23 protein-coding genes and 1 pseudogene are annotated in these 24,911 nt (G+C 72.7%); 7 read left to right on the top strand and 17 right to left on the bottom strand.

Annotated features, from left to right (window positions below):
- Together ACFWPI_RS13450 and ACFWPI_RS13445 are read left to right on the top strand one after the other, a co-directional pair.
- Positions 1–2,454: pseudogene (locus tag ACFWPI_RS13450) on the top strand (hypothetical protein); the annotation flags it as partial.
- A 107-nt stretch (positions 2,455–2,561) separates the two neighbouring features.
- On the top strand, positions 2,562–3,491 hold the full coding sequence (locus tag ACFWPI_RS13445) for a hypothetical protein (RefSeq protein WP_063347784.1): 930 nt from the start codon (positions 2,562–2,564) through the stop codon (positions 3,489–3,491).
- A gap of 141 nt (positions 3,492–3,632) precedes the next feature.
- Here ACFWPI_RS13445 and ACFWPI_RS13440 read toward each other — a convergent pair whose 3' ends face one another.
- Complete coding sequence (locus ACFWPI_RS13440) at positions 3,633–3,944, bottom strand: hypothetical protein (protein WP_063347785.1); 312 nt, start codon at positions 3,942–3,944, stop codon at positions 3,633–3,635.
- Positions 3,941–4,738 (bottom strand): alpha/beta fold hydrolase, encoded by a 798-nt coding sequence (locus ACFWPI_RS13435; RefSeq protein ID WP_107452867.1) that lies wholly within the window; start codon positions 4,736–4,738, stop codon positions 3,941–3,943. Before ACFWPI_RS13435 ends, ACFWPI_RS13440 begins: the two co-directional genes overlap by 4 nt.
- Before the next feature lie 254 nt (positions 4,739–4,992).
- On the opposite strand from ACFWPI_RS13435, the gene ACFWPI_RS13430 reads away from it, so the two are divergent.
- Positions 4,993–5,997: an ABC transporter ATP-binding protein gene (locus ACFWPI_RS13430; RefSeq protein ID WP_380372662.1), complete on the top strand. Its 1,005-nt coding sequence runs from the start codon at positions 4,993–4,995 to the stop codon at positions 5,995–5,997.
- A 1-nt stretch (position 5,998) separates the two neighbouring features.
- Positions 5,999–6,766 carry an ABC transporter permease subunit gene (locus tag ACFWPI_RS13425; protein ID WP_063347788.1) on the top strand — a complete coding sequence of 256 codons (768 nt, stop codon included), beginning with the start codon at positions 5,999–6,001 and terminating at the stop codon, positions 6,764–6,766.
- Positions 6,767–6,782: 16 nt separating this feature from the next.
- On the opposite strand, the gene ACFWPI_RS13420 is transcribed toward ACFWPI_RS13425, so the two are convergent.
- Positions 6,783–7,106 (bottom strand): hypothetical protein, encoded by a 324-nt coding sequence (locus ACFWPI_RS13420; protein ID WP_063347789.1) that lies wholly within the window; start codon positions 7,104–7,106, stop codon positions 6,783–6,785.
- A gap of 391 nt (positions 7,107–7,497) precedes the next feature.
- Here ACFWPI_RS13420 and ACFWPI_RS13415 point away from each other — a divergent pair, with 391 nt between their 5' ends.
- Positions 7,498–8,658, top strand: a complete 1,161-nt coding sequence (locus ACFWPI_RS13415) for an LLM class flavin-dependent oxidoreductase (protein ID WP_380372668.1) — start codon at positions 7,498–7,500, stop codon at positions 8,656–8,658.
- Between the two features lie 137 nt (positions 8,659–8,795).
- Here the strand turns inward: ACFWPI_RS13415 and ACFWPI_RS13410 are convergent, their stop codons facing one another.
- Positions 8,796–9,188, bottom strand: coding sequence for an SCO5389 family protein (locus ACFWPI_RS13410; RefSeq protein ID WP_063347790.1), 393 nt, complete (start codon positions 9,186–9,188; stop codon positions 8,796–8,798).
- Between the two features lie 480 nt (positions 9,189–9,668).
- Between ACFWPI_RS13410 and nucS the strand changes: the two genes are divergently transcribed.
- Positions 9,669–10,328, top strand: a complete 660-nt coding sequence (gene nucS, locus ACFWPI_RS13405) for an endonuclease NucS (protein WP_063347791.1) — start codon at positions 9,669–9,671, stop codon at positions 10,326–10,328.
- 4 nt (positions 10,329–10,332) lie between these two features.
- On the opposite strand, the gene ACFWPI_RS13400 is transcribed toward nucS, so the two are convergent.
- The 5 genes from ACFWPI_RS13400 to ACFWPI_RS13380 form a co-directional block, all read right to left on the bottom strand.
- Complete coding sequence (locus ACFWPI_RS13400) at positions 10,333–12,723, bottom strand: ATP-binding protein (RefSeq protein WP_380372658.1); 2,391 nt, start codon at positions 12,721–12,723, stop codon at positions 10,333–10,335.
- A gap of 280 nt (positions 12,724–13,003) precedes the next feature.
- A complete protein-coding gene (locus tag ACFWPI_RS13395; RefSeq protein WP_063347793.1) occupies positions 13,004–13,324 on the bottom strand; it encodes an STAS domain-containing protein in 321 nt (106 codons plus the stop codon).
- 387 nt (positions 13,325–13,711) lie between these two features.
- On the bottom strand, positions 13,712–14,581 hold the full coding sequence (locus ACFWPI_RS13390; protein WP_063347794.1) for a 3-hydroxyacyl-CoA dehydrogenase family protein: 870 nt from the start codon (positions 14,579–14,581) through the stop codon (positions 13,712–13,714).
- 253 nt (positions 14,582–14,834) lie between these two features.
- The gene (locus ACFWPI_RS13385) at positions 14,835–15,485 is read right to left on the bottom strand and encodes a response regulator transcription factor (RefSeq protein ID WP_063347795.1); all 651 of its coding nucleotides are present in this window, start codon (positions 15,483–15,485) and stop codon (positions 14,835–14,837) included.
- The gene (locus ACFWPI_RS13380; protein ID WP_380372653.1) at positions 15,482–16,684 is read right to left on the bottom strand and encodes a sensor histidine kinase; all 1,203 of its coding nucleotides are present in this window, start codon (positions 16,682–16,684) and stop codon (positions 15,482–15,484) included. The genes ACFWPI_RS13385 and ACFWPI_RS13380 overlap by 4 nt, the downstream gene beginning before the upstream one ends.
- 156 nt (positions 16,685–16,840) lie before the next feature.
- On the opposite strand from ACFWPI_RS13380, the gene ACFWPI_RS13375 reads away from it, so the two are divergent.
- Positions 16,841–17,443, top strand: a complete 603-nt coding sequence (locus ACFWPI_RS13375) for a hypothetical protein (RefSeq protein WP_380372650.1) — start codon at positions 16,841–16,843, stop codon at positions 17,441–17,443.
- A gap of 10 nt (positions 17,444–17,453) precedes the next feature.
- Here ACFWPI_RS13375 and ACFWPI_RS13370 read toward each other — a convergent pair whose 3' ends face one another.
- From ACFWPI_RS13370 to ACFWPI_RS13335, 8 genes are all read right to left on the bottom strand, one after another.
- Positions 17,454–18,026: a cob(I)yrinic acid a,c-diamide adenosyltransferase gene (locus tag ACFWPI_RS13370; RefSeq protein WP_063347797.1), complete on the bottom strand. Its 573-nt coding sequence runs from the start codon at positions 18,024–18,026 to the stop codon at positions 17,454–17,456.
- A 154-nt stretch (positions 18,027–18,180) separates the two neighbouring features.
- On the bottom strand, positions 18,181–18,681 hold the full coding sequence (locus ACFWPI_RS13365; RefSeq protein ID WP_063347798.1) for a DUF2550 domain-containing protein: 501 nt from the start codon (positions 18,679–18,681) through the stop codon (positions 18,181–18,183).
- Positions 18,682–18,830: 149 nt separating this feature from the next.
- Positions 18,831–19,214 (bottom strand): F0F1 ATP synthase subunit epsilon, encoded by a 384-nt coding sequence (locus ACFWPI_RS13360; RefSeq protein ID WP_063347799.1) that lies wholly within the window; start codon positions 19,212–19,214, stop codon positions 18,831–18,833.
- A 182-nt stretch (positions 19,215–19,396) separates the two neighbouring features.
- A complete protein-coding gene (gene atpD / locus ACFWPI_RS13355; RefSeq protein WP_380372645.1) occupies positions 19,397–20,842 on the bottom strand; it encodes a F0F1 ATP synthase subunit beta in 1,446 nt (481 codons plus the stop codon).
- Positions 20,843–20,844: 2 nt separating this feature from the next.
- Complete coding sequence (locus tag ACFWPI_RS13350) at positions 20,845–21,759, bottom strand: F0F1 ATP synthase subunit gamma (protein ID WP_063347801.1); 915 nt, start codon at positions 21,757–21,759, stop codon at positions 20,845–20,847.
- Positions 21,760–21,791: 32 nt separating this feature from the next.
- Positions 21,792–23,366 (bottom strand): F0F1 ATP synthase subunit alpha, encoded by a 1,575-nt coding sequence (gene atpA / locus ACFWPI_RS13345; protein WP_063347802.1) that lies wholly within the window; start codon positions 23,364–23,366, stop codon positions 21,792–21,794.
- A gap of 159 nt (positions 23,367–23,525) precedes the next feature.
- On the bottom strand, positions 23,526–24,341 hold the full coding sequence (locus tag ACFWPI_RS13340) for a F0F1 ATP synthase subunit delta (RefSeq protein ID WP_063347803.1): 816 nt from the start codon (positions 24,339–24,341) through the stop codon (positions 23,526–23,528).
- Positions 24,338–24,898, bottom strand: coding sequence for a F0F1 ATP synthase subunit B (locus ACFWPI_RS13335; protein WP_063347804.1), 561 nt, complete (start codon positions 24,896–24,898; stop codon positions 24,338–24,340). The genes ACFWPI_RS13340 and ACFWPI_RS13335 overlap by 4 nt, the downstream gene beginning before the upstream one ends.
- Between the last annotated feature and the right edge of the window lie 13 nt (positions 24,899–24,911).

Genomic DNA, 24,911 nt, shown 5'->3' with positions numbered 1-24,911 from the left:
GAACAGCGCACCGCCGCCGAGGCGTACGCCGCCGACGTCCGGGCCAAGGCCGAACAGGCCGCCACCGAACTCACCGAACGCACCACCGCCGAGACCGCCGAACAGCGCGAGACGACCGAACAGCACGTCGCCGAACTGCGGGCCCTCGCCGAACGCGAGACCGCCGAACAGCGCGAACTCGCCGAGCGGGAGAGCGCCGAACTGCGCGAACTCGCCGACCGCGAGACCACCGAACAGCGCACCGCCGCCGAGGCGTACGCCGCCGACGTCCGGGCCAAGGCCGAACAGGCCGCCACCGAACTCACCGAACGCACCACCGCCGAGACGACCGAACAGCGCGAGACGACCGAACAGCACGTCGCCGAACTGCGCGCCCTCGCCGAACGCGAGACCGCCGAACAGCGCAAGGCGACCGAACAGCACGTCACCGCCCAGCGCGCCGAAGCCGAGGAACTGCTGGAGGGCGCCCGGAGCGCCGCCGAGCAGCGCCGGGCCGAGGCCGCCCGGGACGCCAAGGCCGTGCGGGAGAAGGCCGCCGCCGAGCTGGCGTTCGCCGCCGAGCAGGCCGAGACGGTCCGCGCCGAGGCCGGCCGCGAGCTGTCCGAGGCCCGCGCCACCGCCGACGGCATCCGGGCCGAGGCCACCGCCGTCCTGGAGCAGGCCCGGGTCGACGGCGAGGAGCTGGTCGCCGCCGCCGGCGTCGAGGGCGCCGCCCTGGTCGAGGCCGCCGAGGAGGAGGCCGCCGAGGTCCGCCAGTCGGTGGCCGGCATGCACGAGGCCGCCGCCGAGCAGATCGCCGAGCGGAAGGCCGCCGCCGAGCGGGAGGCCACCGAGGTCCGCGACCGGGCCGAGCAGGCCGCCGCCGAACTGCGCGAGCTGGCCGAGCGCGAGACCGCCGAGCAGCGGGCCCTCGCCGACGCCGAGACCACCGCCCTGCGCGAACTCGCCGACGCCGAGACCGCCGAGCAGCGGGCCCTCGCCGACCACGAGACCACCGAACTGCGCGCCCGCACCGACGCCGAGACCACCGCCCTGCGCGAGCTGACCGACCGCGAGCTGGCCGCCGAACGCGAGGCCCACGAGGCCGAGTTGGGCCATCAGCGCGCCGAGGCCCAGGCCTACGACGAGCACCTGCGGGCGGAGGCCGACGCCGTGCTGCACGCGGCCCGGGAGGGCGCCGGGCAGCTGCGCGCGGACGCCGAGGCCCAGGCCGTCCGGACGATGGCCGCCGCCGACGAGCGCTCGGCCGGCCTGGTCGCCGACGCCGAGGAGCTGGCCGCCGCCCTGCGCGCCGAGGCCGAGGAGTACGCGCTCGCCACCCGCACCCTCGCCGACGAGTACGACGCAGCCGCCCACGGCCGCGCCGACGCGTACGACGCGGAGACCCGGGAGGCCGCCGAGCAGTTCGACAAGGCCACCCGCGAGCAGGCCAACTCCGTCCTGGAGAAGGCCTTCGCGGATGCCGAGTCGCTCGGCGAGGACGCCCAGACCACCGCCCTGGCCACCACCGCTGCCGCCGAGGAGCAGGCGGACGCGATGGTCGCCGCCGCCCGCAAGGAGGCCGACCGGCTGGTCGCCGCCGGCGAGGCGGCCGGCCAGGCCGAGGTGGAGAAGGGCCGCTCCGACGCCGACACGCTGCTCGCCGAGGCCCGCCGGGACTCCACCGCGATCCGCGAGCGCGCCGAGGAGTTGCGCGAGCGCACCGACGCCGAGGTGGAGGCGCTGCACGAGCGCGCCCGCAAGGAGAACGCGGCGGCCATGAAGTCGGCCGGCGAGCGGGTCGACGCCCTGGTGACGGCCGCTCAGGAGCAGCTGACCGAGGCCGAGGAGCAGGCGGTGGCCACCGTCGCCGAGGCCGAGGACCGGGCGGCGGCCCTGGTCGCGGCCGCCGAGGACCGCGCGGGCGAGCTCACCTCGGAGGCGTCCGCGGAGGCCAGCAAGGTCCGGATCTCGGCCGTCCGCAAGGCCGAGGGGCTGCTGAAGGAGGCGGAGACCAAGCTCTCCGACTCCACCAGCCGCGCCGAGGCGCTGATCGTCAAGGCCGAGGCCAGGCTCCAGTCGGCCGAGGCCGAGTCCGAGGAGCGGTTGGAGAACGCCGCCACCGAGGCGGAGAAGCGGCTGCAGGACGCCGACCGCAGCGCCGACGAGCAGGTCGAGCTGGCGAAGGCGGAGGCCGAGCGGCTGCTCGCCGAGGCGCAGGCCGAGGCGAAGCGGGTCACCGACGAGGGCCGGCGCGAGCTGGACGAGCTGGTGCGGCGGCGCAAGGACATCAACACCGAGATCTCCAGGGTGCAGGACGTGCTGTCCGCACTGGAGGCGTTCGAGGCACCGGCACCGGTCGCCCAGACCAACGGGGGAAGCAGCACCAAGAAGGACGGGGGTGCCAAGGCGGGTGCCGGAATTGGTTCCCCCCGGTCGGGTGGCAATCGCTCCAAGAACGCACCACCCGATTGAGCGGACATTGTCCGCGGGACGACGGCATCTCGCCGTCGACACTCCGGTACCGTGTCAGGATTCCCTCAACCACCTCAGCGGTTTGACGACAGGAAGCCCAGAACCCCATGAGCGACAGTCACTCCCCTCACGGCTTCGACCTGGTGCGCCGTGGGTACGAGCGCGCCCAGGTCGACGAGCGGATCACCAAGCTGGTGGCCGACCGTGACAGTGCCCTGACCCGGATCAGCGCGCTCGAGAAGCGCATCGAGGAGCTCCACCTGGAGACCCAGACCGCGCAGGCGGCGGTCACCGAGGCGGAGCCCTCGTACGCCGGTCTCGGCGCCCGGGTCGAGAAGATCCTGCGACTGGCCGAGGAGGAGGCCAAGGACCTGCGCGACGAGGCGCACCGCGCCTCCGAGCAGCACCGCGAGCTCGCCGAGGCCGCTGCCCAGCAGGTCCGCACCGAGGCCGAGAACTACGCCAAGGACCGCAAGGCCAAGGCGGAGGACGAGGGTCTGCGGATCGTCGACAAGGCCAAGAGCGACAGCGCCCAGCTGCGCGCCGAGGCCAACAAGGACGCCCAGAACAAGCGCGAGGAGGCGGACGCCCTCTTCGAGGAGACCCGCACCAAGGCCGCCCAGGCCGCGCTGGAGTTCGAGACCAACCTGGCCAAGCGCCGCGAGCAGTCCGAGCGTGACCTGGCCGCCCGTCAGGCCAAGGCCGAGAAGCGCCTGGCCGAGATCGAGCACCGGGCCGAGCAGCTGCGCCTGGAGGCCGAGAAGCTGCGCACCGACGCCGAGCGCCGCGCCCGCCAGACCGTCGAGACGGCGCAGCGCCAGTCCGAGGACATCGTGGCGGACGCCAACGCCAAGGCCGACCGGATCCGCAGCGAGTCCGAGCGCGAGCTGGCGGCGCTCACCAACCGCCGCGACAGCATCAACGCCCAGCTGACCAACGTCCGCGAGATGCTGGCGACGCTGACCGGCGCGGCCGTGGCCGCCGCCTCGCTGCCGGGCGACGACACCATGGGCGTGCCCGCCCAGCAGTCGCGCTGACGCCGCCGCCGGGCGCCTGCGCCCGGCGGTACGTGCGCAACGGACGGCACGTGCGGAACAGCAGACAGGCCCTCACCCACCCGGGTGAGGGCCTGCCGTCTTTCCACCGTCATCATCTCGGGTGACCTGGGTGAGCGGGCGTCACCTGGGGTAGGCCCCGTCGGGCCGCTGGTACCCGCTGCTGAGCTGGTTGCCCTCGTCGTCGGAGACGGTGCCGAACCACGAGGTGCACCAGACCGACACCGAGTCCGGCCAGTACTGCACCTCGAACGGGTGGCCGGAGCCGTGGTCGCCGTACGAGGTGACGATGAAGGTCTCGCCGGGGCGCAGCCAGTAGTCCTCGCCGAGCGGTTCCAGGGTCAGTTCGACCAGGCCCTCGCCGCGGTTGGTCACGGGCATCCGGCCGGTCACCTCCAGCGCCGAGAAGTCCCAGCCGGTCGCTTCCTCCCTCATCCGGCCGCCGCCCGGGCCAGCAGGTCGCGGACGGCGGTGTTGAACGCCTCCGGCGCCTCCAGGGCGCTCAGATGGCCCGCCCCGGGGATGACGGTCAGTTCGGCGTCCGGCCGGGCCCGGAGCATCAGTTCGGCCTCCTCCGGCGCCACCAGGCCGTCCTGCGCGCCCGCGACGACGGCGGTGGGCACCCGCAGCCCGGCCAGCACGTCCAGCGCGTCCGGCCGGGCCGCCATGGCCCGCTGGGCCCAGGCGACGGCGGCCGGCGACGCGGCGGCGACCAGCGACCGCACCCGCTCCACCAGGTGCCGCGAGTCCGGCCCGAGCTGCCCGGCGGCGACCTCCTCGTCGAGCAGCAGTTGGACGCTGCCCCGGGCGGTGACGGCGGCCGCGATCCGCTCCCGGTTGGCCCGGACGGCGTCGGTGTCGGCGGTGGCGCGGGTGCCGGCCAGCAGCAGTCCGGCCAGCCGGTCCGGGTGGCGGCGGGCGAAGGCCAGCGCCACGTAGCCGCCCATGGAGAGCCCGCCGACCACCGCGCGTTCGATCCCGGCCGCGTCCAGCAGCAGGGCGAGGTCGTCGGCGACCAGGTCCAGCGAGGGTTCGTCGGTCCCCAGCTCGGTGCCGCCGAAGCCGCGCTGGTCCGGGGCGAGCACCCGGGCCTCGTCGCCGGTCAGACCGGGCAGCGCGTCCAGTTGGGCGGACCACATCGAGGCGTTCAACGGAAAGGCGTGCAGCAGTACGAGGGGTGTTCCGGTGCCGCTCTCGCGGACGGACACTGCGGAGGGGGGCTGGGTCATGGGCCCACCGTATTCCGGCACGCCCGGCGGGCCCACTCAGCGGGCCGCGATATCCGCTTTGTCCGGGGGCCTGTCTCGTGGTTTCCGCCGGGCCCACGGCGCCCTGGCACGCACCTCGCCGCGTTGTCGTCGGTCGCCAATGCTCCGCAGTGACTCCCTCCTCCGCCTTGCGATGCACGCACCCGGACGCCGCAGTCTGATCCGGCGGAAACCACGAGACAGGCCCTAACCTGACCAGGAGTAAGGGAGCGCGAATGATCGAGTTGCACGACCTGACAAAACGTTACGGCAGGACCCTCGCGGTGGACCGGCTCAGCTTCCAGGTCCCGCAGGGCGTGGTGACCGGCTTCCTCGGCCCCAACGGCGCAGGCAAGTCCACCACCATGCGCATGATCCTCGACCTCGATCGCCCCACCAGCGGCCGGGTCACCATCGACGGCAAGCGCTACGGGCAGCTCAGCGAACCGCTCAAGTACATCGGCGCGCTGCTGGAGGCCAAGGCCGTCCACCCCGGCCGCACCGCCCGCGACCACCTGCTCTGGCTCGCCCAGAGCAACCGCATCCCGACCCGCCGGGTGGACGAGGTGCTCAACCTGGTGGGCCTCACCCCGGTCGCCCGCAAGCGGGCCCGCGGCTTCTCGCTCGGCATGGGCCAGCGCCTGGGCATCGCCTCCGCCCTGCTCGGCGACCCGGAGATCGTCATGTTCGACGAGCCGGTCAACGGGCTGGACCCGGAGGGCATCCTCTGGATCCGCAACCTGATGAAGCGGCTCGCCACCGAGGGCCGGACCGTCTTCGTCTCCTCCCACCTGATGAGCGAGATGGCCGTCACCGCCGACCACCTGGTGGTCATCGGCAAGGGCCGGCTGCTCGCCGACCTGCCGATGCCGGAGTTCATCCGACGCAACTCCCGCTCCGCCATCCGGCTGCGCACCCCGCACCCCGAGCGCCTGCTCGACGCCCTGTCCGGCGTCGGGCTCCGGCCCGAGCCCGGGCCCGGCGGCTCCTACGAGGTGGTCGACGGCGATCTCGCCCGGCTCGGCGACCTGGCCGCGGCGCACGGCGTCGTCCTGCACGAACTCAGCCCGCAGCAGGCCTCGTTGGAGGAGGCGTTCATGCAGATGACGGCCGACTCGGTGGAGTACCACGCGGGCGACGGCCCGGGCCGGGACGCGGCCGGCGCACCCGGCGTCTGGGGCGCCGGCTGGAAGGCGGACGGCGCCCCGCAGACCGCGGCGGCCCGGCAGGAGGAGAACTGAGATGACGTCCTTCCCGGCGATCCTGCGCTCCGAGTGGACGAAGATCCGCAGCGTCCGCTCGACGGTCTGGACGCTCGCGCTGACCTTCGTCGTCACCGTCGGCATCGGCGCGCTGCTGTCCCTGCTCACCAACAACAACTTCGGTGAGTTCCGGCGGGGCGACCAGTCCGTCTTCGACGCCACCGGCACGGCCTTCTCCGGCATCATGCTCGGCGAGCTCGCCATCATCGTCTTCGGCGTGCTGGCCATCGGCAACGAGTACAGCACCGGCATGATCCGGGTCACCCTGGCCGCCGTCCCGCAGCGCGGCACTCTGCTCACCGGCAAGGCGGTGGTGCTCGGCGCGATGGCCCTGGCGGTCTCGGTGGTGACGGCCTTCGTCACCTTCTTCACCGGCCAGGCGCTGCTCGGCTCGCACTCCACCAGCCTCGACCAACCGCACGTGCTGCGCGCGGTGTTCGGCGCCGCGCTGTACCTGACGATGCTGTGCCTGTTCTCGGCCGGCGTCACCACGATGCTGCACAGCCAGACGCTGGCGCTGGGCGTACTGGTCCCGTTCTTCTTCCTGCTCTCGCCGATCCTCTCGGCGGTGCCGAAGGTCAAGACCCTGGCCCACTACTTCCCGGACTACGCGGGCTCGCGGATGCTGCTGGTGTACGAGCAGTACGGCCAGCCGTACGGGCCGTGGGCGGGCTTCGTGATCTGCCTGGCCTGGACGCTCGCCGCCCTGCTCGGCGGCGCGCTGGTGCTCAAGAACCGGGACGCCTAGGGGGCGCGCAGCCGGCTCAGTACCGCGGAGCGCCGCGGCCCCGCAGGACGTTGGAGGCCCGGCGCTCCCGCGCGCCCCAGCAGGCGCGGTGCCAGTGCCGCCGGTCGTCCACGCCCGCGCCGTGCATCGGCCAGGCCACCACGTGGCCCATCCCCGGCGGGATCTCCTGGTCGCAGCCCGGGCACCGGTAGTGCCGCCCGGCCGTCCCGGCGACCGTCTGGACCACCCAGTCGTCGCCTTGGTGGCTCTCGGTGCGGCGCAGCGATCCACCGAGCGGGGAGGCCTGCTCGGCGCTCCCGCTCGGGTCGGCGCTCTTGATCCGGTTGCGGCGCGGCGACACGTCGGACTACCTCTCTTCCGGGGTTTCGGGGCCGTTCCAGCCTACGGCCGGCCACCCCTCCGGCAGGCCACTATCACGGCATCGTCCGACGCTCCCGCGTTTTTGCCGAGATCCACCCGATCTCCGACGAAATCCGGGTTTCCGCGTGCCGTTGGCACATGACATCGGATACCCACAAGGGGAACAGGCGGGGCCCGCAGACCCTGCGCGCACCCGAGGAGGCCCCACCATGACCAAGACCAGCGCCCGCGCCGAGACCCGTCGGCCCGTCGGAGTCCGGCCGCCCGCCCCCGGCCCGGTGCTGACCTCGCCCGCCCCGGTCACGGCCGCGGCGGGCGAGCCGCTGCCCGCGCCGCAGCGGGCGGGCGCGCTCCCGCCGGACACCGCGCCGGTGCGGGTCGGCGCGTTCCTGCTGTCCGCGCAGTTCCCCGGGCAGAGCCACCGCGAGGCGCTGGACCGCACCGTCCGGGCCGCCGTCGAGGCCGAACGCGCGGGCCTGGACAGCGTCTGGCTGGCCGAGCACCACTTCGTCCCGTACGGGGTCTGCCCCAACGCCGCCACGCTGGCCGCGCTGCTGCTCGGCCGCACCCGCCGGATCGGCGTCGGCACGGCGGTCAGCGTGCTCTCCACCGCCCACCCGGTGGCGCTCGGCGAGCAGGCCGCGCTGCTGCACCTCACCTCGGACGGGCGCTTCACGCTCGGGGTGGGCCGCGGCGGCCCCTGGATCGACCTGGACGTGTTCGGCGGCGGCGTGGACGCCTTCGAGAACGGCTTCCCGGAGCGGCTGGACCTGCTGCTGCGCTGGCTGCGCGGCTCCCGGGTCGGCGCGGACGGCCCGCAGTTCGCCTTCCCCGAGGTGGCGGTGGTGCCGCGCGCCACCGAACCGGTGCGCCGGCCGGGACTGGGCAGCTGGCTCGGTCTCGGCGAGCAGTCCGGCCCGGTGCGCTTCCCGCGCCAGCGCCAGGACGTCGAGGGCCTCGGCGAGGGCGTCGGTGAGGAGCTCGACCCGTCCGGGCGGCCGGTGGCCGGCCCGCCGATGGTGGTCGCGTGCACCTCGCCGAGCGGGGTGCGGCTGGCCGCCGAACGCGGCCTGCCGATGCTGCTCGGCATGCACTCCGGCGACGACGACAAGCTGCGCATGCTGGAGCTGTACCGCACCGCCTGGCTGGCCGCCGGGCGCGGCGAGGAGCAGCTGCGCCGGGTGAACCGCCGGCACGTCGCGGCCGGGGTGGCCCAGGTCGACGACCGCACCTCGGCGGCCCGCGCCACCCTGCTGAACGCCATGCCGGGCTGGTTCGAGTACGGGCTCGGCGCCCACCGCACCGTGGACGGCCGGGAGCGCAAGATGCGCGACCCGCGCGAGTACACCGAACTCCTCTGCGACCTGCACGCGGTGGGCACGCCGCGGCAGTGCGCCGACCGGCTGCTGGCCACCGCCGAGCGGACCGGCATCCGCCGCTTCGCGCTGCTCGCGGAGGGCAGCGGCGAGCGCGAGGCGACCCTGCACAACATCGCCCGGCTCGGCTCCGAGGTGCTGCCGCAGCTGGGGTGAGCCCGGGGGTGGAGCGGCCGGGCCCGGTCCGGGCCGCCGCCCCTCCCCCCGCACCGGGGGACGGGGGCGGCCCGACGACCTTCAGGACCGCTAGGGCCGATCAGGACCCAGGGCCCGGGATCGGCGGTGCTGCCGGGTCAGCAGTCCCGCAGTTCCTCGGACTGGTTGAGCAGCTGCTCCCGGACCGAGGTGAAGCGTGCGTGCCGTGCCTCGTTGGCGTCCGACGGCAGGAAGACCGCCACCCGGTGACAGTTCTGGAAGGCCAGCCGCACCCCGAAGTGCCGCTGCAGGGCCCCCCGGATGGCGTCGCTGGCGAGGGCCCGCAGGAGCTGGCCGCGGGCCTGCTCGCTGGGCGGCGGTACCTGGTTGTCGGCGAAGTCGGTACCGTCGACCTTCGCCTGGGCGACCAGCGAGCTGATCAGGTCCCAGGCGTACGGCAGCGAGACGCGGACGCAGTCGACGAATTCCCGCTCGTCGACCTCGCCCCGCTCGGCCTTTTCCAGCAGGGCCGGTGAGACGTCGAGCGACATGGATTCTCCTCTCGCGGTCCACCCGCGCGGCGCCCGGGTGGTCGTGCGTAGTCCAAGCTCACAGTGAGGGTGGGCGGATCGCGCGTGGTGTCCGGAACGCCGTGGAACGGGCGTTTTTGACACCCTGCGAAGGCGGCGGCACCACGGGACGTGACGTCCCGGACACCGACCGCGCTCGGAACAGCGTGGCAGTCAACGGCGGGACGGGCCGGTCATTCCTGTGGATTGCTTTGGAAATACGCGGTGGTGCACCACATTGGCCGGATCCCGTCGGATCGTTCATCTGAAGTCTCCGTCCCCGTTGACAGCGATCCCGCACGCGTGCCGTCACGTACGGTAGCGACCCCAGGGGGTGGGCGCCAGACCGCGACGGGCGGTGCGCGGAATTGCCGAACCTCCATGTTCGCGGGGTTCCCGGTTTCTTCACCCGGTCGTCGTGGAATCGCATCAACTGGCCCCGGTGGGCTAGCGTGGTCGACCGTGCGTCTCGTAATTGCCCGCTGCTCAGTCGACTATGCCGGTCGGCTCTCCGCCCATCTGCCCTCCGCCACCAGGCTCATCCTGGTCAAGGCCGACGGCAGCGTCAGCATCCACGCCGACGACCGCGCCTACAAGCCGCTCAACTGGATGTCCCCGCCGTGCGCGCTCAAGGAGGCGGACGGGGTCTGGACGGTGGTGAACAAGGCCGGCGAGAAGCTCATCATCACGCTGGAGGAGGTGCTGCACGACTCCTCCCACGAACTCGGGGTGGACCCGGGCCTGATCAAGGACGGCGTCGAGGCGCACCTCCAGGAGCTGCTCGCGGACCGGATGGAGGTGCTCGGCGCCGGTTGGTCCCTGATCCGCCGCGAGTACCCCACCGCGATCGGCCCGGTCGACATCCTCTGCCGCGACTCGGACGGCACCACGGTGGCCGTCGAGATCAAGCGCCGCGGTGAGATCGACGGCGTCGAGCAGCTCACCCGCTACCTCGAACTCCTCAACCGGGACCCGCTGTTGGCCCCGGTCAAGGGCATCTTCGCCGCCCAGGAGATCAAGCCCCAGGCCCGCGTGCTGGCCACCGACCGGGGCATCGGCTGCGTGGTGCTGGACTACGACGAGCTGCGCGGCATCGACGACGACAAGCTCAAGCTGTTCTGACCGGTCAGCTCGCGGGCGGCGAGGACGCCGTCGACGACGGACTGGGCGTCCCGGTCGCGGGGCCCGTCGTGGCGGGCGGCGGTGTGGTCGCGGTCGCCGAGGGCGACGTGGTCGACGGCTTCGGCGGGGGCGGCGTACTGGCGCCTCCGCCGGGCTGAGTGCCCCCGGAGTTGCCACCGCCACCGCTGCCACCACCGGCACCACCACTGCCGCCGCTGCCACCACTGCCACCGCCCGGCGGCGGGCCGGACTGCTGGGCCGGCGGCTGCGACTGTCCCGGTGCGGGCGGCTGCGACTGCGACTGCTGCGGCTGCTCGGTGGCCCCCGCGGTCTCGCTCGGCCCACGGCTCGGCTTCTTCGACGCACTCGGCGAGCGCGACGCGCCACCGCTCTGCGACGGCTCCGGGCTGGTCCCGTCCGCCGCCGGACCGCCGCCCGCGTCCGTCCCCGGCGCCCCCGTACCGGTGGCACCGGTGGCGGCGGTCGGGCCGCCGGCGTGCGGCGACGGGAGCGGCCCGCCCTGCCCGCCGTCGGGGTCGTCGAGCCGGGTGTGCGGGTCGTTGCCCGGGTGCTGCTCCGGACCGGTGGCGCTCATCGCCACCGCCGTCCCGAGCGCCCCGAGCGCGAGGACGGCCGCCGACGCGGCGATCACCCGGCGCCTGGTCCCGGAGCGCAGGCTGGACGGCACCTTGGCTATCGCGCGGATGACGGGCCGCCGCACGGGCGCCGGCCCGGGGGTCGCGGCGGGCGCCAGCTGCCGCCCGTCGGCGCGCAGCAGGTCCAGCATCCGGCCGGCTGCCGCGACGCCGCGCTGCTCGCCGGCGGCGGACCGCAGGGTGAGCGCCGTCTCCAGCTCGGCCATCGCCCGGGACGGCTCCTGGACGCAGAACGCGTGCACGCCCGCCTCGTGGTGGAACCAGGCCTGGTCGGTACCGGAGCCCGTCCTGCGGGCCGCCTCCAGCCCCAGGTGCAGGACCCGCTCCCAGGCGCCCCAGCGCAGTGCCAGCGCCAGCGCGGGCGCGGCCGCCCGGGCCAGGCGCACGACCGCGTCGTGCCGGCCGGCCTCCCGGTCCGCGACCAGCACGCCGACCACCACCTCCGCCTCGGCCGCGACCTGCGCCAGCGACACCGAGCTGTGCCCGACCCACCAGGAGAAGTGCTGGGCGGCGCCGTCCAGGCAGCCGCGGGCCGGCCAGTGCGGGGCGAGCAGGTCCAGCACCCCGGCGGTCAGCCGGTGGTGCCCGCCGATGGACACCGCCAGCCCGGCGTCGGCGAGTTCGGCGAGGGCGCTCTCGCCCTGGCCGACGTCGATCAGCGCGGGCAGGTGCGGCGCGGTGGGGCACTCGCCGCCGAGCGCGACGGCGAGCCTCAGGACGGCCTGGGCGGGCTCGCTCAGACCCTCCGCGAGCCGGACGGCGGGTGAGGCGGTCTCGGCGACGGACGGCAGCGGGACGGTGCGGCGCAGCGCGTTCTCGCGGACGGCCGGGTCGGGGTCGTGGACGGGCTCCTCGACCGCGCCGAAGACCCCCATCCGGTCCTCCTCGGCGGCGACCAGCGCGTCCACCGCGACGTCCCGCTGGCGCAGCAGCGCGGCGGCCTGGACGAAGCGCAGCGGCAGTCCCTCGGACTCGAACCAGAGGTCGACCGCCCAGGCCTTCTCCTCGACGTCCAGCGGCCGACCGGCCTGGCGGGCGGCGAGGGCGAGGCAGGCGGAGCGGGAGAGCCCGGCGACCAGGTGGTCCTGCAAGCGGGAGCCGGGCGACAGCGCCGGGCTCCCGGGGGCGACGGAGATCAGGAAGGCGCAGCCGGGGGCGATGGCGAGCAGGCCCTCCAGCTCGGCGCCGGACTGCTCCGCGCCGTCGACGACCACGATCGCGCCGACCTCGGCGAGGTGCACGGCCAGCCGGCCCGGGTCGGGCCGGTAGCCGGGGGCGTGATGGGTGGCCGCGAAGAGGTCCTGGAGCAGGTCGGCGGTGGTGCGGCGGTGCCCGCAGAGCTGGACGACGCCGCCGGGGGCGAGGTCGGCGGCGGCCTCGGCGACGGCCGACAGCAGCGCGCTGCGGCCCGAGCCGGCCTGGCCGACCAGGCGTATCGAGCGGCCCTCGGCGAGCAGGCCGAGGAGTTCGGCGACGTCGGCCTCGCGGTCGAGCAGCGGCAGGTCGGCGGGCCCGGCACCGAGGGCGAGCGGGCCGACCGCGCGGCCGACGCCGCCGACCGGGCCCCGGGCGGGCTCGCTGCGCTCGATCCGGCGCGGGCGGGGCCGCCACTCCTCGGGGCAGGGCCTGACCTCGGAGCCGTCCGGGGCGCCGACGCCGACCAGCAGGGCGCCGGAGACGAGTTCGCCGCCTCGGGTGCGGGCGGCCTCCTGCCGGAACTCCCCGGTTGGCTGTGCCACGTTCTGCTCCGCATCCTGCTCGGCCGCCGGCGCCCCGCGCCGGTCGGCTGACGTCTCGGTCGCGGCCGCGCGCGGGCTGGGGGCAGCTGGCTGAGGCGGCCGTCATCTGACGGGCAGACTCTTGCACATCCGGGCCCGCCCGCGCAGGGGCAGTCCGGTCGGGGGCCGGGCGACGGCCGATCCGGGCCGGGTCGGAGCCGGACGAAGACCGGGCAGGGGACGAACGCGGGCTGGGAACGAGCAAGGGCAGAGGCCGAACGAGGGCAGGGCGGGACAGGCCCTAGAGGGCGATCCCCTGGGCCTCGGTGACGCCGTCCACGGCCAGGATGCGGTGCAGCTTGGTGGCCACCAGCAGCCGCTGGAGCTGGGCCGGGACGGAGCGCAGCACCAGCCGGCGGCCGATCCGGCCGGCCCTGCGGTGGGTGCCCATGATCACGCCGAGGCCGGTGGCGTCCCAGAACTCCAGCCGGGCGAGGTCGAGCACGAGGTCGCCGAGGCCGCCGTCCACGGCCTGGTGCAGCCGGGCACGCGCGTCGGCGGCGGTGCGCACGTCGAGGCGGCCTTCGATGGCCAGCGCCCTGTGGTCGCCGGTGATGCGCATGCTCTCCTCCTTCGCCTGACCGGTCCGGTACGGGGGTGGTCCGACCCGGCCGTGCCGGGTCGGGGGGTGGGGTGTCCATCCGGGCGGGCCGTGGCCCCTCGCCCGGGTCCGGTCGCAGCCTCGTCGTGCTGGGCCGGGTCTCCCTCTTCTGACGGCGAACCAGCAGCGCAGGTTGCTGGTTCCGGCCAGATCTGAAGCAACTTCACTCGTCCGAGGGAATATACGCAGTCAGTCTCCACACCTACGCTCGATTACCGCCCAAATCACCCGTCTGCGGCACCTGGCGTGAGGAAACTCACCCGCCCCCGACCGGGCGGGCCGTACGGTGTTCGGCCGCACGGCCCGCCCGGTCGCCGGGCGTCGTCGTTCACCCGTTCCGGCGGGGGCTCACTTGCCCTCGTACGGGTAGAAGCCGCGGCCGCTCTTGCGGCCGAGGTCGCCGGCGGTGACCATGCGCGCCATGATCTCCGGGGCGGCGAACTTCTCGTCCTGGGTCTCCTCGTAGATGTTGCGGGCGGCGTGCAGCAGGATGTCCACGCCGGTCAGGTCGGCGGTCTCCAGCGGGCCCATCGGGTGGCCGAAGCCGAGGCGGCAGGCGGTGTCGATGTCCTCGGCGGTGGCGACGCCCGACTCGTACAGCTTGGCGGCCTCGACGACCAGTGCGGTGATCAGGCGGGTGGTGACGAAGCCGGCCACGTCCCGGTTGACCACCACGACGTCCTTGCCGACGCCCTCGGCGAAGGCGCGGGCGGCGGCCAGGGTCTCGTCGCTGGTCTTGTAGCCGCGGACCAGCTCGACCAGCTTCATCAGCGGCACCGGCGAGAAGAAGTGCACGCCGACGACCGACTCGGGGCGCCGGGTGGCGGCGGCGATCCGGGTGATCGGGATGGCGGAGGTGTTGGAGGCCAGCACCGCGCCGTCCTTGGCGAGCTTGTCGAGCTCCCGGAAGACGGCCTCCTTGACCTCGAACTGCTCGAACACGGCCTCGACCACGATGTCGGCCTCGGCGACGGCGCCCAGGTCGGTGGTGGTGGTGATCCGGCCCAGCGCGGCCTCGGCGTCCTCGGCGCTCAGCCGGCCCTTGGCGACGAACTTCGCGTAGGAGGCGCGGATGCCCGCGAGACCGCGCTGCAGGGCCTCCTCGGTGACGTCCCGCAGCACCACCGGGTGGCCGGCCTGCGCGGACACCTGGGCGATGCCGGCGCCCATCAGGCCGGCACCGATCACGGCGATCTGCTTGCTGGACGCATTGCTCATGGCTGGGTCTCCCGATGCCGTCGCCGCCCTGGGGCGGGCCCTGAAGGCGGCTCAGGGCAGGGGTCACCGCCGGAGAGCCGCGTCGCTCGTTGCCGGGACTCTAATGCCCAATCCGGCCCCGTGGTGTCAATCGGGAGTGTGATCTGCGCCCGACCTGGTCGGGCGACCCAGACCCGCCGTGACCAGCTGATCAGACCAGCCGATCGGACCATCCGACCGGACCGGATGGCCAGACCATCAGACGGTCAGACGGTCAGACACTCAGCCCGAGGTCCTGCGCCAGGATCGCCGCCTGCACCCGGTTGCGCAGCCCCAGCTTCGCCAGGATCCGGCTGACGTGCGTCTTGGTGGTCGCCTCCGCCATCTCCAGCCGGGCCGCGATCTCCCCGTTGGACAGCCCGGCCCCGATGCAGGCCAGCACCTCCCGCTCACGCGGGGTCAGTCCGGCCACCGCCTCCCTGGCTTCCGGCCCGACCGCCCGGTCCGGCCGGGCGAAGGCGCCGATCAGCCGCCTGGTCACCGAGGGCGCCAGCATGCCGTCCCCGCGCGCCACCGTCCGGACGCCCTCGACCAGGGTGTCCGCCTCCAGGTCCTTGAGCAGGAACCCGGCCGCGCCGGCCCGCAGCGCGCCGTAGACGTACTCGTCCAGGTCGAAGGTGGTCAGCACGAGCACCTGGCCGGCCCCGGCGGCGACCACCTGCCGGGTCGCCGAGACGCCGTCCAGCCGGGGCATCTGCACGTCCATCAGCACCACGTCGGGCCGCAGCTCCAGCGCCAGCCGGACGGCCTCCTCGCCGTCGGCGGCCTGCCCGACCACCTCGATGTCCGGTTCGGCCCGCAGGATCATCACCAGCGCCGCCCGTACCGCCGCCTGGTCCTCGGCCACCAGCACCCGGATCGTCATGCCCCTGCCCCGCTCTCCCGCCCGCGCGGCAGTACCGCGCGCACGCTCCAGTAGTCGTTCCGTGGCCCCGCCTCGAAGCTGCCGCCGAGCAGCCCGGCCCGCTCCGCCATGCCGACCAGCCCGGCCCGGGCGCCGGGCAGTTCGCGGCCCGGGCCGTGCCGGTACGGGCTGTCCACGGCGATCCGCAGTTCCTCGGGGCCGAACTCCATCCGCACGCTGACCAGTCCGGGCCCGGCGTGCTTGAGCGCGTTGGTCAGCGACTCCTGGACGATCCGGTACGCGGCCAGCCGGACCGGCACCGGGACCTCCCCGCGCTCGCCCTGCTCGGCGAGTTCGAAGTCCAGCCCGACGTCCTGACCGGCCGCCCGGGCCTTGGCCAACAGGGCGTCCACGGCGGCCAGGTCGGGCGCCGCGTACGACTCGTCCGCCTCTCCCCCGCCGCTGTCGCGCAGCAGTCCGATCATGCGACGCATTTCGGCCAAACCCTGGACGCTGCTCTCCCGGATCACCGCCAGCACCTCCACCAGCGGGTCGTCCCCGGCCAGCCGACGGCGCCGGGCGACGGACTGCGCGCCGGTCGCGTGGATCGCGATCGCCGACAGGTGGTTGGCCACCACGTCGTGCAACTCCCGTGCCATCCTGGCGCGTTCGGCGACGACGGCCTCACGCCGGTCCATCTCCGAGAGCAGCGCGGTCTGTTCGGCCCGCAGCCGCTCGCTCACCGCCCGGTCGCGGTGCTTGCGGACCACGTCACCGGTCCAGACCGGCGCCAGGTAGATCAGCACGGTGAGCACCACCACCGCCACCGCGTTCGAGGCGTCGCTGTAGATCAGCACCAGGGTGGACAGCACCAGCACCGAGCCCGTGCCGGTCAGGTGCAGGATCCGGGACATCCTCGGGGTGCCGTAGAGCACCGCCGCGTAGAGCAGGTCGGTGTACATCAGGCTGGTCGCCAGCAGGGCGCCGGTGAAGATGCTGTACCCGAAGGCGAGCCCGCCCAGCGTCGTGGTGAGCACCGGCCTGGTCCGGCGGAACAGCTCCAGCACCGCCATCACCAGCAGCGACGGCACCACCGCCCAGCGCGGGATCCGCGACGAGTTGTCGTAGACCTGGAGCGCGATCAGCAGCGCTCCGCCGAGCAGACCGAGCAGGGCGATCCCCCGGTCCTCCTGGCGCGGGGTGAGGGTCGGTCTCAGCACACCCCCATCTCACCATCCCCGGGCGCCGGGCGGCTCCCGTCCCCGGAGGAGCAGCCGTACATCGAAAGGTGCAGGCCGGGACGGCACCCGGCGACGACGACGCGGCCACGCCCGCGCGCCAGGCTGGAGGCACCGCCGACCGCCCGGGAGCACAACGTGATCGTCACCCTCATCGTCGCGGCCGAGATCTCCTTCTGGATCCTGCTCGGCCTCGGTCTCGCCGCCCGCTACCTGCTGCGGTGGCGCCGCACCAGCACCGCCCTGCTGGTCGGCCTGCCGGTGGTGGACCTCACCCTGTACGCGCTCACCGTGCTCGACCTGCGCGGCGGCGCCGCCGCGAGCTGGACGCACGCCCTCGCGGCGAGCTACGCGGGCTTCTCCATCGGGTACGGGCCCTCCCTGGTCCGCTGGGCCGACCGGCACTTCATGTACCGCTTCGCCGGCGGCCCCAAGCCGCCGCGCTCACCGAAGTACGGTGCGGAGCGGTCCCGGTACGAGTGGCAGATCTGCCGCCGCACGGTGGTCTCGGCCGTGATCACGCTGAGCCTGATCACCCTGCTGGTGCCGCTGTCGGGAGGCTCCGCGCACTTCGGCACCTTCCTCCAGTGGTACCTCAAGCTGGGCATCGCCGCCGTGGTCAACGTGGTCATCGCCGTCAGCTACACGCTCTGGCCCAAGCAGCCGCCGGCCGGCGAGCAGGGCGCGCACGCCCCGATCGCCGAGCAGCCCGTCGCCGGCGTCCCGGAGAAGCGGCTCTGAGTGACTCGCCCTAGCGGTTCTCGCCCGGCACCCAGAGCACGTCGCCGCGCTCCTTGTTGGCCGCCCGGGCCAGGATGAACAGCAGGTCGGAGAGCCGGTTGAGGTACTTCGCGGTCAGCGGGTTGACGCTGTCCCCGTGCTCCGCGATCGCCGCCCAGGTGGCCCGCTCGGCCCGCCGCACCACCGTGCAGGCCAGGTGCAGGTAGGCCGCGCCGGGCGTACCGCCGGGCAGGATGAAGCTGCGCAGCTTCTCCAACTGCTCCAGGTAGTGGTCGCAGTCCCCCTCCAGCCGGTCGATGTACGACGGCAGCACCCGCAGCGGCGGGTACTTCGGGTCCTCGACCACCGGCGTGGACAGGTCCGCGCCGACGTCGAACAGGTCGTTCTGGATCCGGACGAGCACCGTGACGATGTCCTCGGGCAGCGATCCGGCCGCGACGGCCACCCCGATCGCCGCGTTCGCCTCGTTGGTGTCGGCGTACGCCGCCAGGCGGGGATCGGTCTTGGTGGTCCGGCTCATGTCGCCGAGCGCGGTGGTGCCGTCGTCGCCGGTACGGGTGTAGATGCGCGTCAGATTCACCATGCGGCCAGCGTAGCCGGACGGGTTAGGCGGCGTTAACCCCGAGCGGGGATCAGCCCGGCGGCCGGGGGTGCCCCCACCCCGAGGGTCCGTCGCTACGCGACGTTCACCTCCCCCAGCCTCCGGCCGGGGGTACCCCCACCCCGAGGGTCCGTCGCTACGCGACGTTGACCCTCTGCCCGGGTGGGGCGGCCTCCAGCCAGGCGAGGAAGCCGGTGAGCGCGTCCTCGCTCATCGCCAGCTCCAGCGGCTCCCCGTTGTGCAGGCAGCGCAGCACCACCGAGCCGGAGAGCAGGGCGAGCTCCTCCTGGCCCTCCGGGTAGCGCCGGCCGAGCACCTCGATCTCCCGGCGCGGCAGCACCCTGCGCGGGCGCGGGGCGTACGAGAAGACCCGGAACCACTCGATCGAGTCACCGCTGTAGCGGCCGATACCAAAAACCCACCCCTTGCCGTCGGTCTGGGGGACCGGGGCCGAGGTGGGTTTGCCGTTCTCGTCGAGGTCGGGCTGCGTCGAGGCGTCGGCGGGCATTTTGAGTCGGTAACTGCAGTCGAACGTGCCGCCGACCCGCTGGATCAGGCGGCGTCGTACCGCGAACGCCACCAGGCCGATCACACCCAGCGCCACGACCGCCGCACACACCACAAGCGCGAGGACCATGCTCACCTACCTCCTCGCTACCCGCGTTCCCCGTATCGGTCGTATCAAGCGACCGCGTTGACCTACCAACTACGACGACAGTCCCGGGGTCACGCTCACGCGTCCCCGGGACCGTCGGTCGACCCCGCTGAACCGGGGTCTCGGCGCACTCAGACGTGGGCCTTGAGGCCGCGCGCCGCGAACAGGCGGACCTCGGCGCGCCGCTCGGCGTGCTCGTCCAGGCCCGACTTGGCCTGCTCCAGCGCGCGCTCGGCGCGGGCGACGTCGATCTCGTCCGCCAGCTCGGCGATCTCCGCGAGCAGAGACAGCTTGTTGTCGGCGAAGGAGATGAAGCCGCCGTGCACCGCGGCGATCACGGTGCCGCCGTCCGTCGTGCGGATGGTGACCGGACCGGTCTCCAGCACACTCAGCACCGGGGTGTGACCCGGCATGATGCCGGTGTCGCCGGAGGCCGTACGGGCGACGACGATGGTGGCCGCACCGGACCACACCTTGCGGTCGGCTGCGACCAGCTCGACGTGCAGCTCAGCCAACGTGGGCTCCTAGGCTCATGCAACCCCCGATTACTCGGGAGTTTCGGTAAGAATAACGGCCGCGCGCCCCCGGCATGAAACCGGCGGCACGGATTTGACCGGAATCACAGCCGATGCGACGCGAGGGGTGGTCCCGGGCTCGGGGCCACCCCTCACGGTCACTCAGCTGCTACCGGCCGCGATTACTTCTTCGCCAGCTCGGCGGCGTTCTTCTCGAGGTCCTCGATGCCACCGCACATGAAGAAGGCCTGCTCCGGGACGGAGTCGTACTTGCCGTCGGCGATCGAGTTGAAGGCCTCGATGGTCTCCGACAGCGGCACGGTCGAACCCTCGACACCGGTGAACTGCTTCGCCACGTAGGTGTTCTGCGAGAGGAAGCGCTCGATGCGACGGGCCCGGTGGACCGTGATCTTGTCCTCCTCCGACAGCTCGTCCATGCCGAGGATGGCGATGATGTCCTGGAGGTCCTTGTACTTCTGCAGGATCCCCTTGATACGGAGGGCCGTGTCGTAGTGGGTCTGCGCGATGTACCGCGGGTCGAGGATGCGGGACGTGGAGTCCAGCGGGTCGACGGCCGGGTAGATGCCCTTCTCCGAGATCGGGCGCGACAGAACGGTCGTCGCGTCCAGGTGGGCGAAGGTGGTGGCCGGGGCCGGGTCGGTCAGGTCGTCCGCGGGGACGTAGATCGCCTGCATCGAGGTGATCGAGTGACCGCGGGTCGAGGTGATGCGCTCCTGGAGGAGGCCCATCTCGTCGGCCAGGTTCGGCTGGTAGCCCACCGCGGAGGGCATGCGGCCGAGCAGGGTCGACACCTCGGAACCGGCCTGGGTGAACCGGAAGATGTTGTCGATGAAGAGGAGCACGTCCTGCTTCTCGACGTCACGGAAGTACTCCGCCATGGTCAGCGCGGAGAGCGCGACGCGCAGACGGGTGCCCGGCGGCTCGTCCATCTGGCCGAAGACCAGCGCGGTCTTGTCCAGAACGCCCGAGTCGACCATCTCGTCGATGAGGTCGTTGCCCTCACGGGTGCGCTCGCCGACGCCGGCGAACACCGACACACCACCGAAGTTCTCGGCGACGCGGTAGATCATCTCCTGGATCAGAACGGTCTTGCCGACACCGGCACCACCGAACAGACCGATCTTGCCACCCTGGACGTACGGGGTGAGGAGGTCGATGACCTTGATGCCGGTCTCGAACATCTCGGTCTTGGACTCGAGGTCCTTGAACTCCGGCGCCTTGCGGTGGATCGGCCAGCGGACCTCGACCTGCTGGTTGAACTCCTTCTGGTCCACGTTCAGCACGTCGCCGAGGGCGTTGAAGACCTTGCCCTTGGTGATCTGGCCGACGGGCACCGAGATGGCGGCACCGGTGTCGGTGACCTGGGTGCCACGGACCAGACCGTCGGTCGGCTGCATCGAGATGCCGCGGACCATGCCGTCGCCCAGGTGCTGGGCGACCTCGAGGGTCAGGGTCTTCTTGCCCGAGCCGTCGGGGTTCTCCACCTCGACGTGCAGGGCGTTGAACATGTTCGGAATGGCGTCGACGGGGAACTCCACGTCGACGACCGGGCCGATGACCCGCGCGACGCGGCCCGTCGCCGTGGTCGGCTCAACAGTGGTGGTCATTCTCATTCGCTCCCGCGGCTAGCGTCGGCGAGGGCGTTGGCACCGCCGACGATCTCGCTGATTTCCTGGGTGATCTCGGCCTGACGGGCCGAGTTGGCAAGCCGCGTGAGCGACTTGATGAGCTCGCCGGCGTTGTCCGTCGCGCTCTTCATCGCGCGGCGGCGGGCGGCGTGCTCGGAGGCGGCCGACTGCAGCAGCGCGTTGTAGATCCGGCTCTCGACGTACCGCGGCAGCAGCGCGTCGAGGACGCCCTCCGCCGACGGCTCGAAGTCGTACAGCGGGAAGATCTCGGCCTTGGCCGACGTCTGGTCGCTGAGCTGGACCTCGTCCAGCTTCAGCGGCAGCAGTCGGGCGTCCACCGCGTCCTGCGTCAGCATCGACACGAACTCGGTCGAGACCACGTGGAGTTCGTCCACGCCGCCGGTCTCGGCCGTGAAGGCCTCGATCAGCTCGCCCGCGACCGTCTTCGCGTCACCGTAGGTCGGCTTGTCCGAGAAGCCCGTCCACGAGTTCCCGACCGCCAGGTCACGGAAGGTGTAGTACGACAGACCCTTCCGACCGACGATGTAGGTCACCACGTCCTTGCCCTCGCCGCGCAGGCGCTCGGTGAGCGCCAGCGCCGCCTTGATGGCGTTGGACGAGTAACCGCCCGCCAGGCCGCGGTCCGCCGTGATCAGCAGGACGGCGGCACGCGTGGCGTTCGGGTTCTCGGTGGTGAGCGGGTGCTTGGCGTTGGACCGGGTGGCCACCGCCGTCACCGCCCGGGTGAGCTCATCGGCGTACGGGGCGGAGGCGGCCACCGCGCGCTGCGCCTTGCCGATGCGCGCCGCGGAGATCATCTCCATCGCCTTGGTGATCTTCTTCGTCGCGGTGACAGAGCGGATCCGGCGCTTGTAGACCCGAAGCTGTGCTCCCATGGGTCGTTACGTCCTTTCCCTCGCTACCGGACTCAGGCCTGCTCGGAGAGCAGCTTGCCGTCGGCGGTCTGGTACCCCTGCTTGAAGGCGTCGATGGCCGTGGTCAGCGCGTCGACGGTGCCCTCGGCGAGCAGACCGGTCTCGACGATGCCCGCGAGCAGGTCCTTGTGCTGGAGGCGCACGTGGTCCAGGAACTCGCGCTCGAAGCGGCGGATCTCGGCGACCGGGACGTCGTCCAGCTTGCCGGTGGTGCCGGCCCAGATGGAGACGACCTGCTCCTCGACCGGGAACGGCTGGTACTGGCCCTGCTTCAGCAGCTCGACCATGCGCGCACCGCGCGCCAGCTGGGCCTTGGAGGCCGCGTCCAGGTCGGAACCGAAGCCGGCGAAGGCCTCCAGCTCGCGGTACTGGGCGAGGTCCAGACGCAGACGGCCGGCGACCGAGCGCATGGCCTTGATCTGGGCGGAGCCACCGACGCGGGAGACCGAGATGCCGACGTTCACGGCCGGGCGGATGCCGGCGTTGAACAGGTCGGACTCCAGGAAGCACTGGCCGTCGGTGATGGAGATGACGTTGGTCGGGATGTACGCCGAGACGTCGTTGGCCTTGGTCTCGATGATCGGCAGACCGGTCATCGAGCCGCCGCCCAGGGCGTCGTTCAGCTTGGCGCAGCGCTCCAGCAGGCGGGAGTGCAGGTAGAAGACGTCGCCCGGGTAGGCCTCGCGGCCCGGCGGACGGCGCAGCAGCAGCGACACGGAGCGGTAGGCCTCGGCCTGCTTCGACAGGTCGTCGAAGATGATCAGGACGTGCTTGCCGTCGTACATCCACTCCTGGCCGATGGCCGAACCGGTGTACGGGGCGAGGTACTTGAAGCCGGCCGGGTCGGAGGCGGGAGCAGCCACGATGGTGGTGTACTCCAGCGCGCCGGCCTCCTCCAGGGCGCCGCGGACGGACGCGATGGTGGAGCCCTTCTGGCCCACGGCGACGTAGATGCAGCGGACCTGCTTCTCCGGGTCGCCCGAGCGCCAGTTGTCGCGCTGGTTGATGATCGTGTCGACGGCCACCGCGGTCTTGCCGGTCTGGCGGTCACCGATGATCAGCTGACGCTGGCCACGGCCGATCGGGGTCATCGAGTCGATGGCCTTGATGCCGGTCTGCAGCGGCTGCTTGACCGACTTGCGGGCCATGACGCCGGGGGCCTGCAGCTCCAGGGCACGACGGCCGGTGGAGGCGATGTCACCCAGACCGTCGATCGGGTTGCCCAGCGGGTCCACGACGCGGCCGAGGTAGCCGTCGCCGACCGGAACCGAGAGGACCTCGCCGGTGCGGCGCACGGTCTGGCCCTCTTCGATGCCACCGAACTCGCCGAGGATGACGACACCGATCTCGCGGGTGTCGAGGTTCAGCGCGAGGCCGAGCGTGCCGTCCTCGAACCTCAGCAGCTCGTTCGCCATGACCGAGGGCAGGCCCTCGACATGCGCGATGCCGTCCGCCGCGTCAGTGACCGTGCCGACCTCTTCCACAGAAGCGGCGTCCGGCTGGTACGACTGGACAAAGTCGGCCAGCGCGTCCCGGATCTCCTCCGGACGGATCGTAAGCTCCGCCATCAGGCTTCCCTGCTCTCCTAGTTTGCGATCCTCGGCCCGCCATTGAGGGCCGCAAGTATTCGACTCTCGGCCGGGTCTGCCGAACCGGCCGTCCGATGTGCCGGCTCCTTGGGGAGCCGGTTTCCCGACCGAGGGTCGGATGTGCTGCTGCTTCGGTGCTCAGCCTTCGAGCGACTGGCGAGCGCCTTCGAGGCGGCTCGACACGGTGCCGTCGATGATCTCGTCGCCGACCTGCACCCGGACACCGCCGACGACCTCGGGGTCGACATCGATGTTCAGGTGGACCTGGCGGCCGTACATCCGGGCCAGAGCACCGGACAGGCGCTCCTTCTGGGTGTCCGACAGCGGCACCGCGGTGGTGACCAGGGCCACCACGCGGCCGCGGCGCGCGGCGGCGAGCTTCGAGTAGGACTCCAGGCCCTGCTCCAGGCTACGGCCACGCGGCGCGTTGACGATGGCCGTGACCAGCCGGACGGTGCCCGCGTGGGCGCGGCCGCCGAGCAGCTTGTTGATCAGCGCGGCCTTCGGGGCGATGCCGGCCTTCGGCTCGGTCAGCGCGGCGCGCAGCTCGTGCGAGCCGCTCACCACCCGGCTGAACCGGAACAGCTCGTCCTCGACGTCGTCCAGGGCACCTGCCCTGTCCGCCGCGATGACCTCGGCGTACGCGGCCAGCTCCTCGGTCCCGTCCACCAGGTCGCGCGAGCCCGACCAGCGGGAGCGGACCAGACCGGAGACGAGGTCGACGGTCTCGCCGGAGACCTGACCGGTCAGCAGCGAGGAGACCAGCTGGGCCTTGTCCTGACCCGACCGGGACGGGTCGGTCAGGACACGGCGCAGCGACACCTCACGGTCCAGCACGGCCGTGACGGCGGTGAGCTCCTCGGCGAGCTTGGCCGCGTCCACCGAGGTGGAGTCGGTCAGGCTCTCCAGGTTCTGCCGGCCGGCGGCGAGGGCCTCGCGGCTGGCGCCGATCACTTGGCCGCACCCTGAGCAACGGCGGCCTTGGCCTCCAGCTCGTCCAGGAAACGGTCGATCACGCCGCTCTGCCGAGCGCTGTCCTCAAGGGACTCACCCACGATGCGGGAAGCCAGCTGGGAGGCCAGCGAACCCACGTCCTGGCGCAGGACGGCGGTCGCCTGCTTCTTGTCGGCCTCGATCTGCGCGTGGCCGGCGGCGACGATGGCCTCGCGCTGACGCTGGCCCTCCTCGCGCATCTCGGTGAGCTGGGCAGCGCCCTGCTCGCGAGCCTGCTCGACGATGCGGGCAGCCTCGTGACGCGCCTCGGCGAGCTCGGCGCGGTACTGCTCAAGCAGGGCCTGAGCCTCGGCCTGGGCGGCCTCGGCGCGCTCCATGCCGCCTTCGATGGCGTCCCGACGCTCCGACAGCACCTTCTCGATGCTGGGGAGGAGCTTCTTGCCGAGCAGGCCGAAGACGATGAAGAAGCAGAGCAGGCCGATGATGATCTCGGGCCACGCGGGCAGGAGAGGATTCATGATCTCCTCCGTCTCCGCAAGCTGAGCCACGACGCTCATATCTGGACCTTCC

This window comes from Kitasatospora sp. NPDC058492, from assembly GCF_042720685.1.
Taxonomy (GTDB): Bacteria; Actinomycetota; Actinomycetes; order Streptomycetales; family Streptomycetaceae; genus Kitasatospora.
The sequence above is the reverse complement of the archived record's forward strand: the minus strand, read 5'-3'. Positions and strand labels throughout refer to the sequence as shown.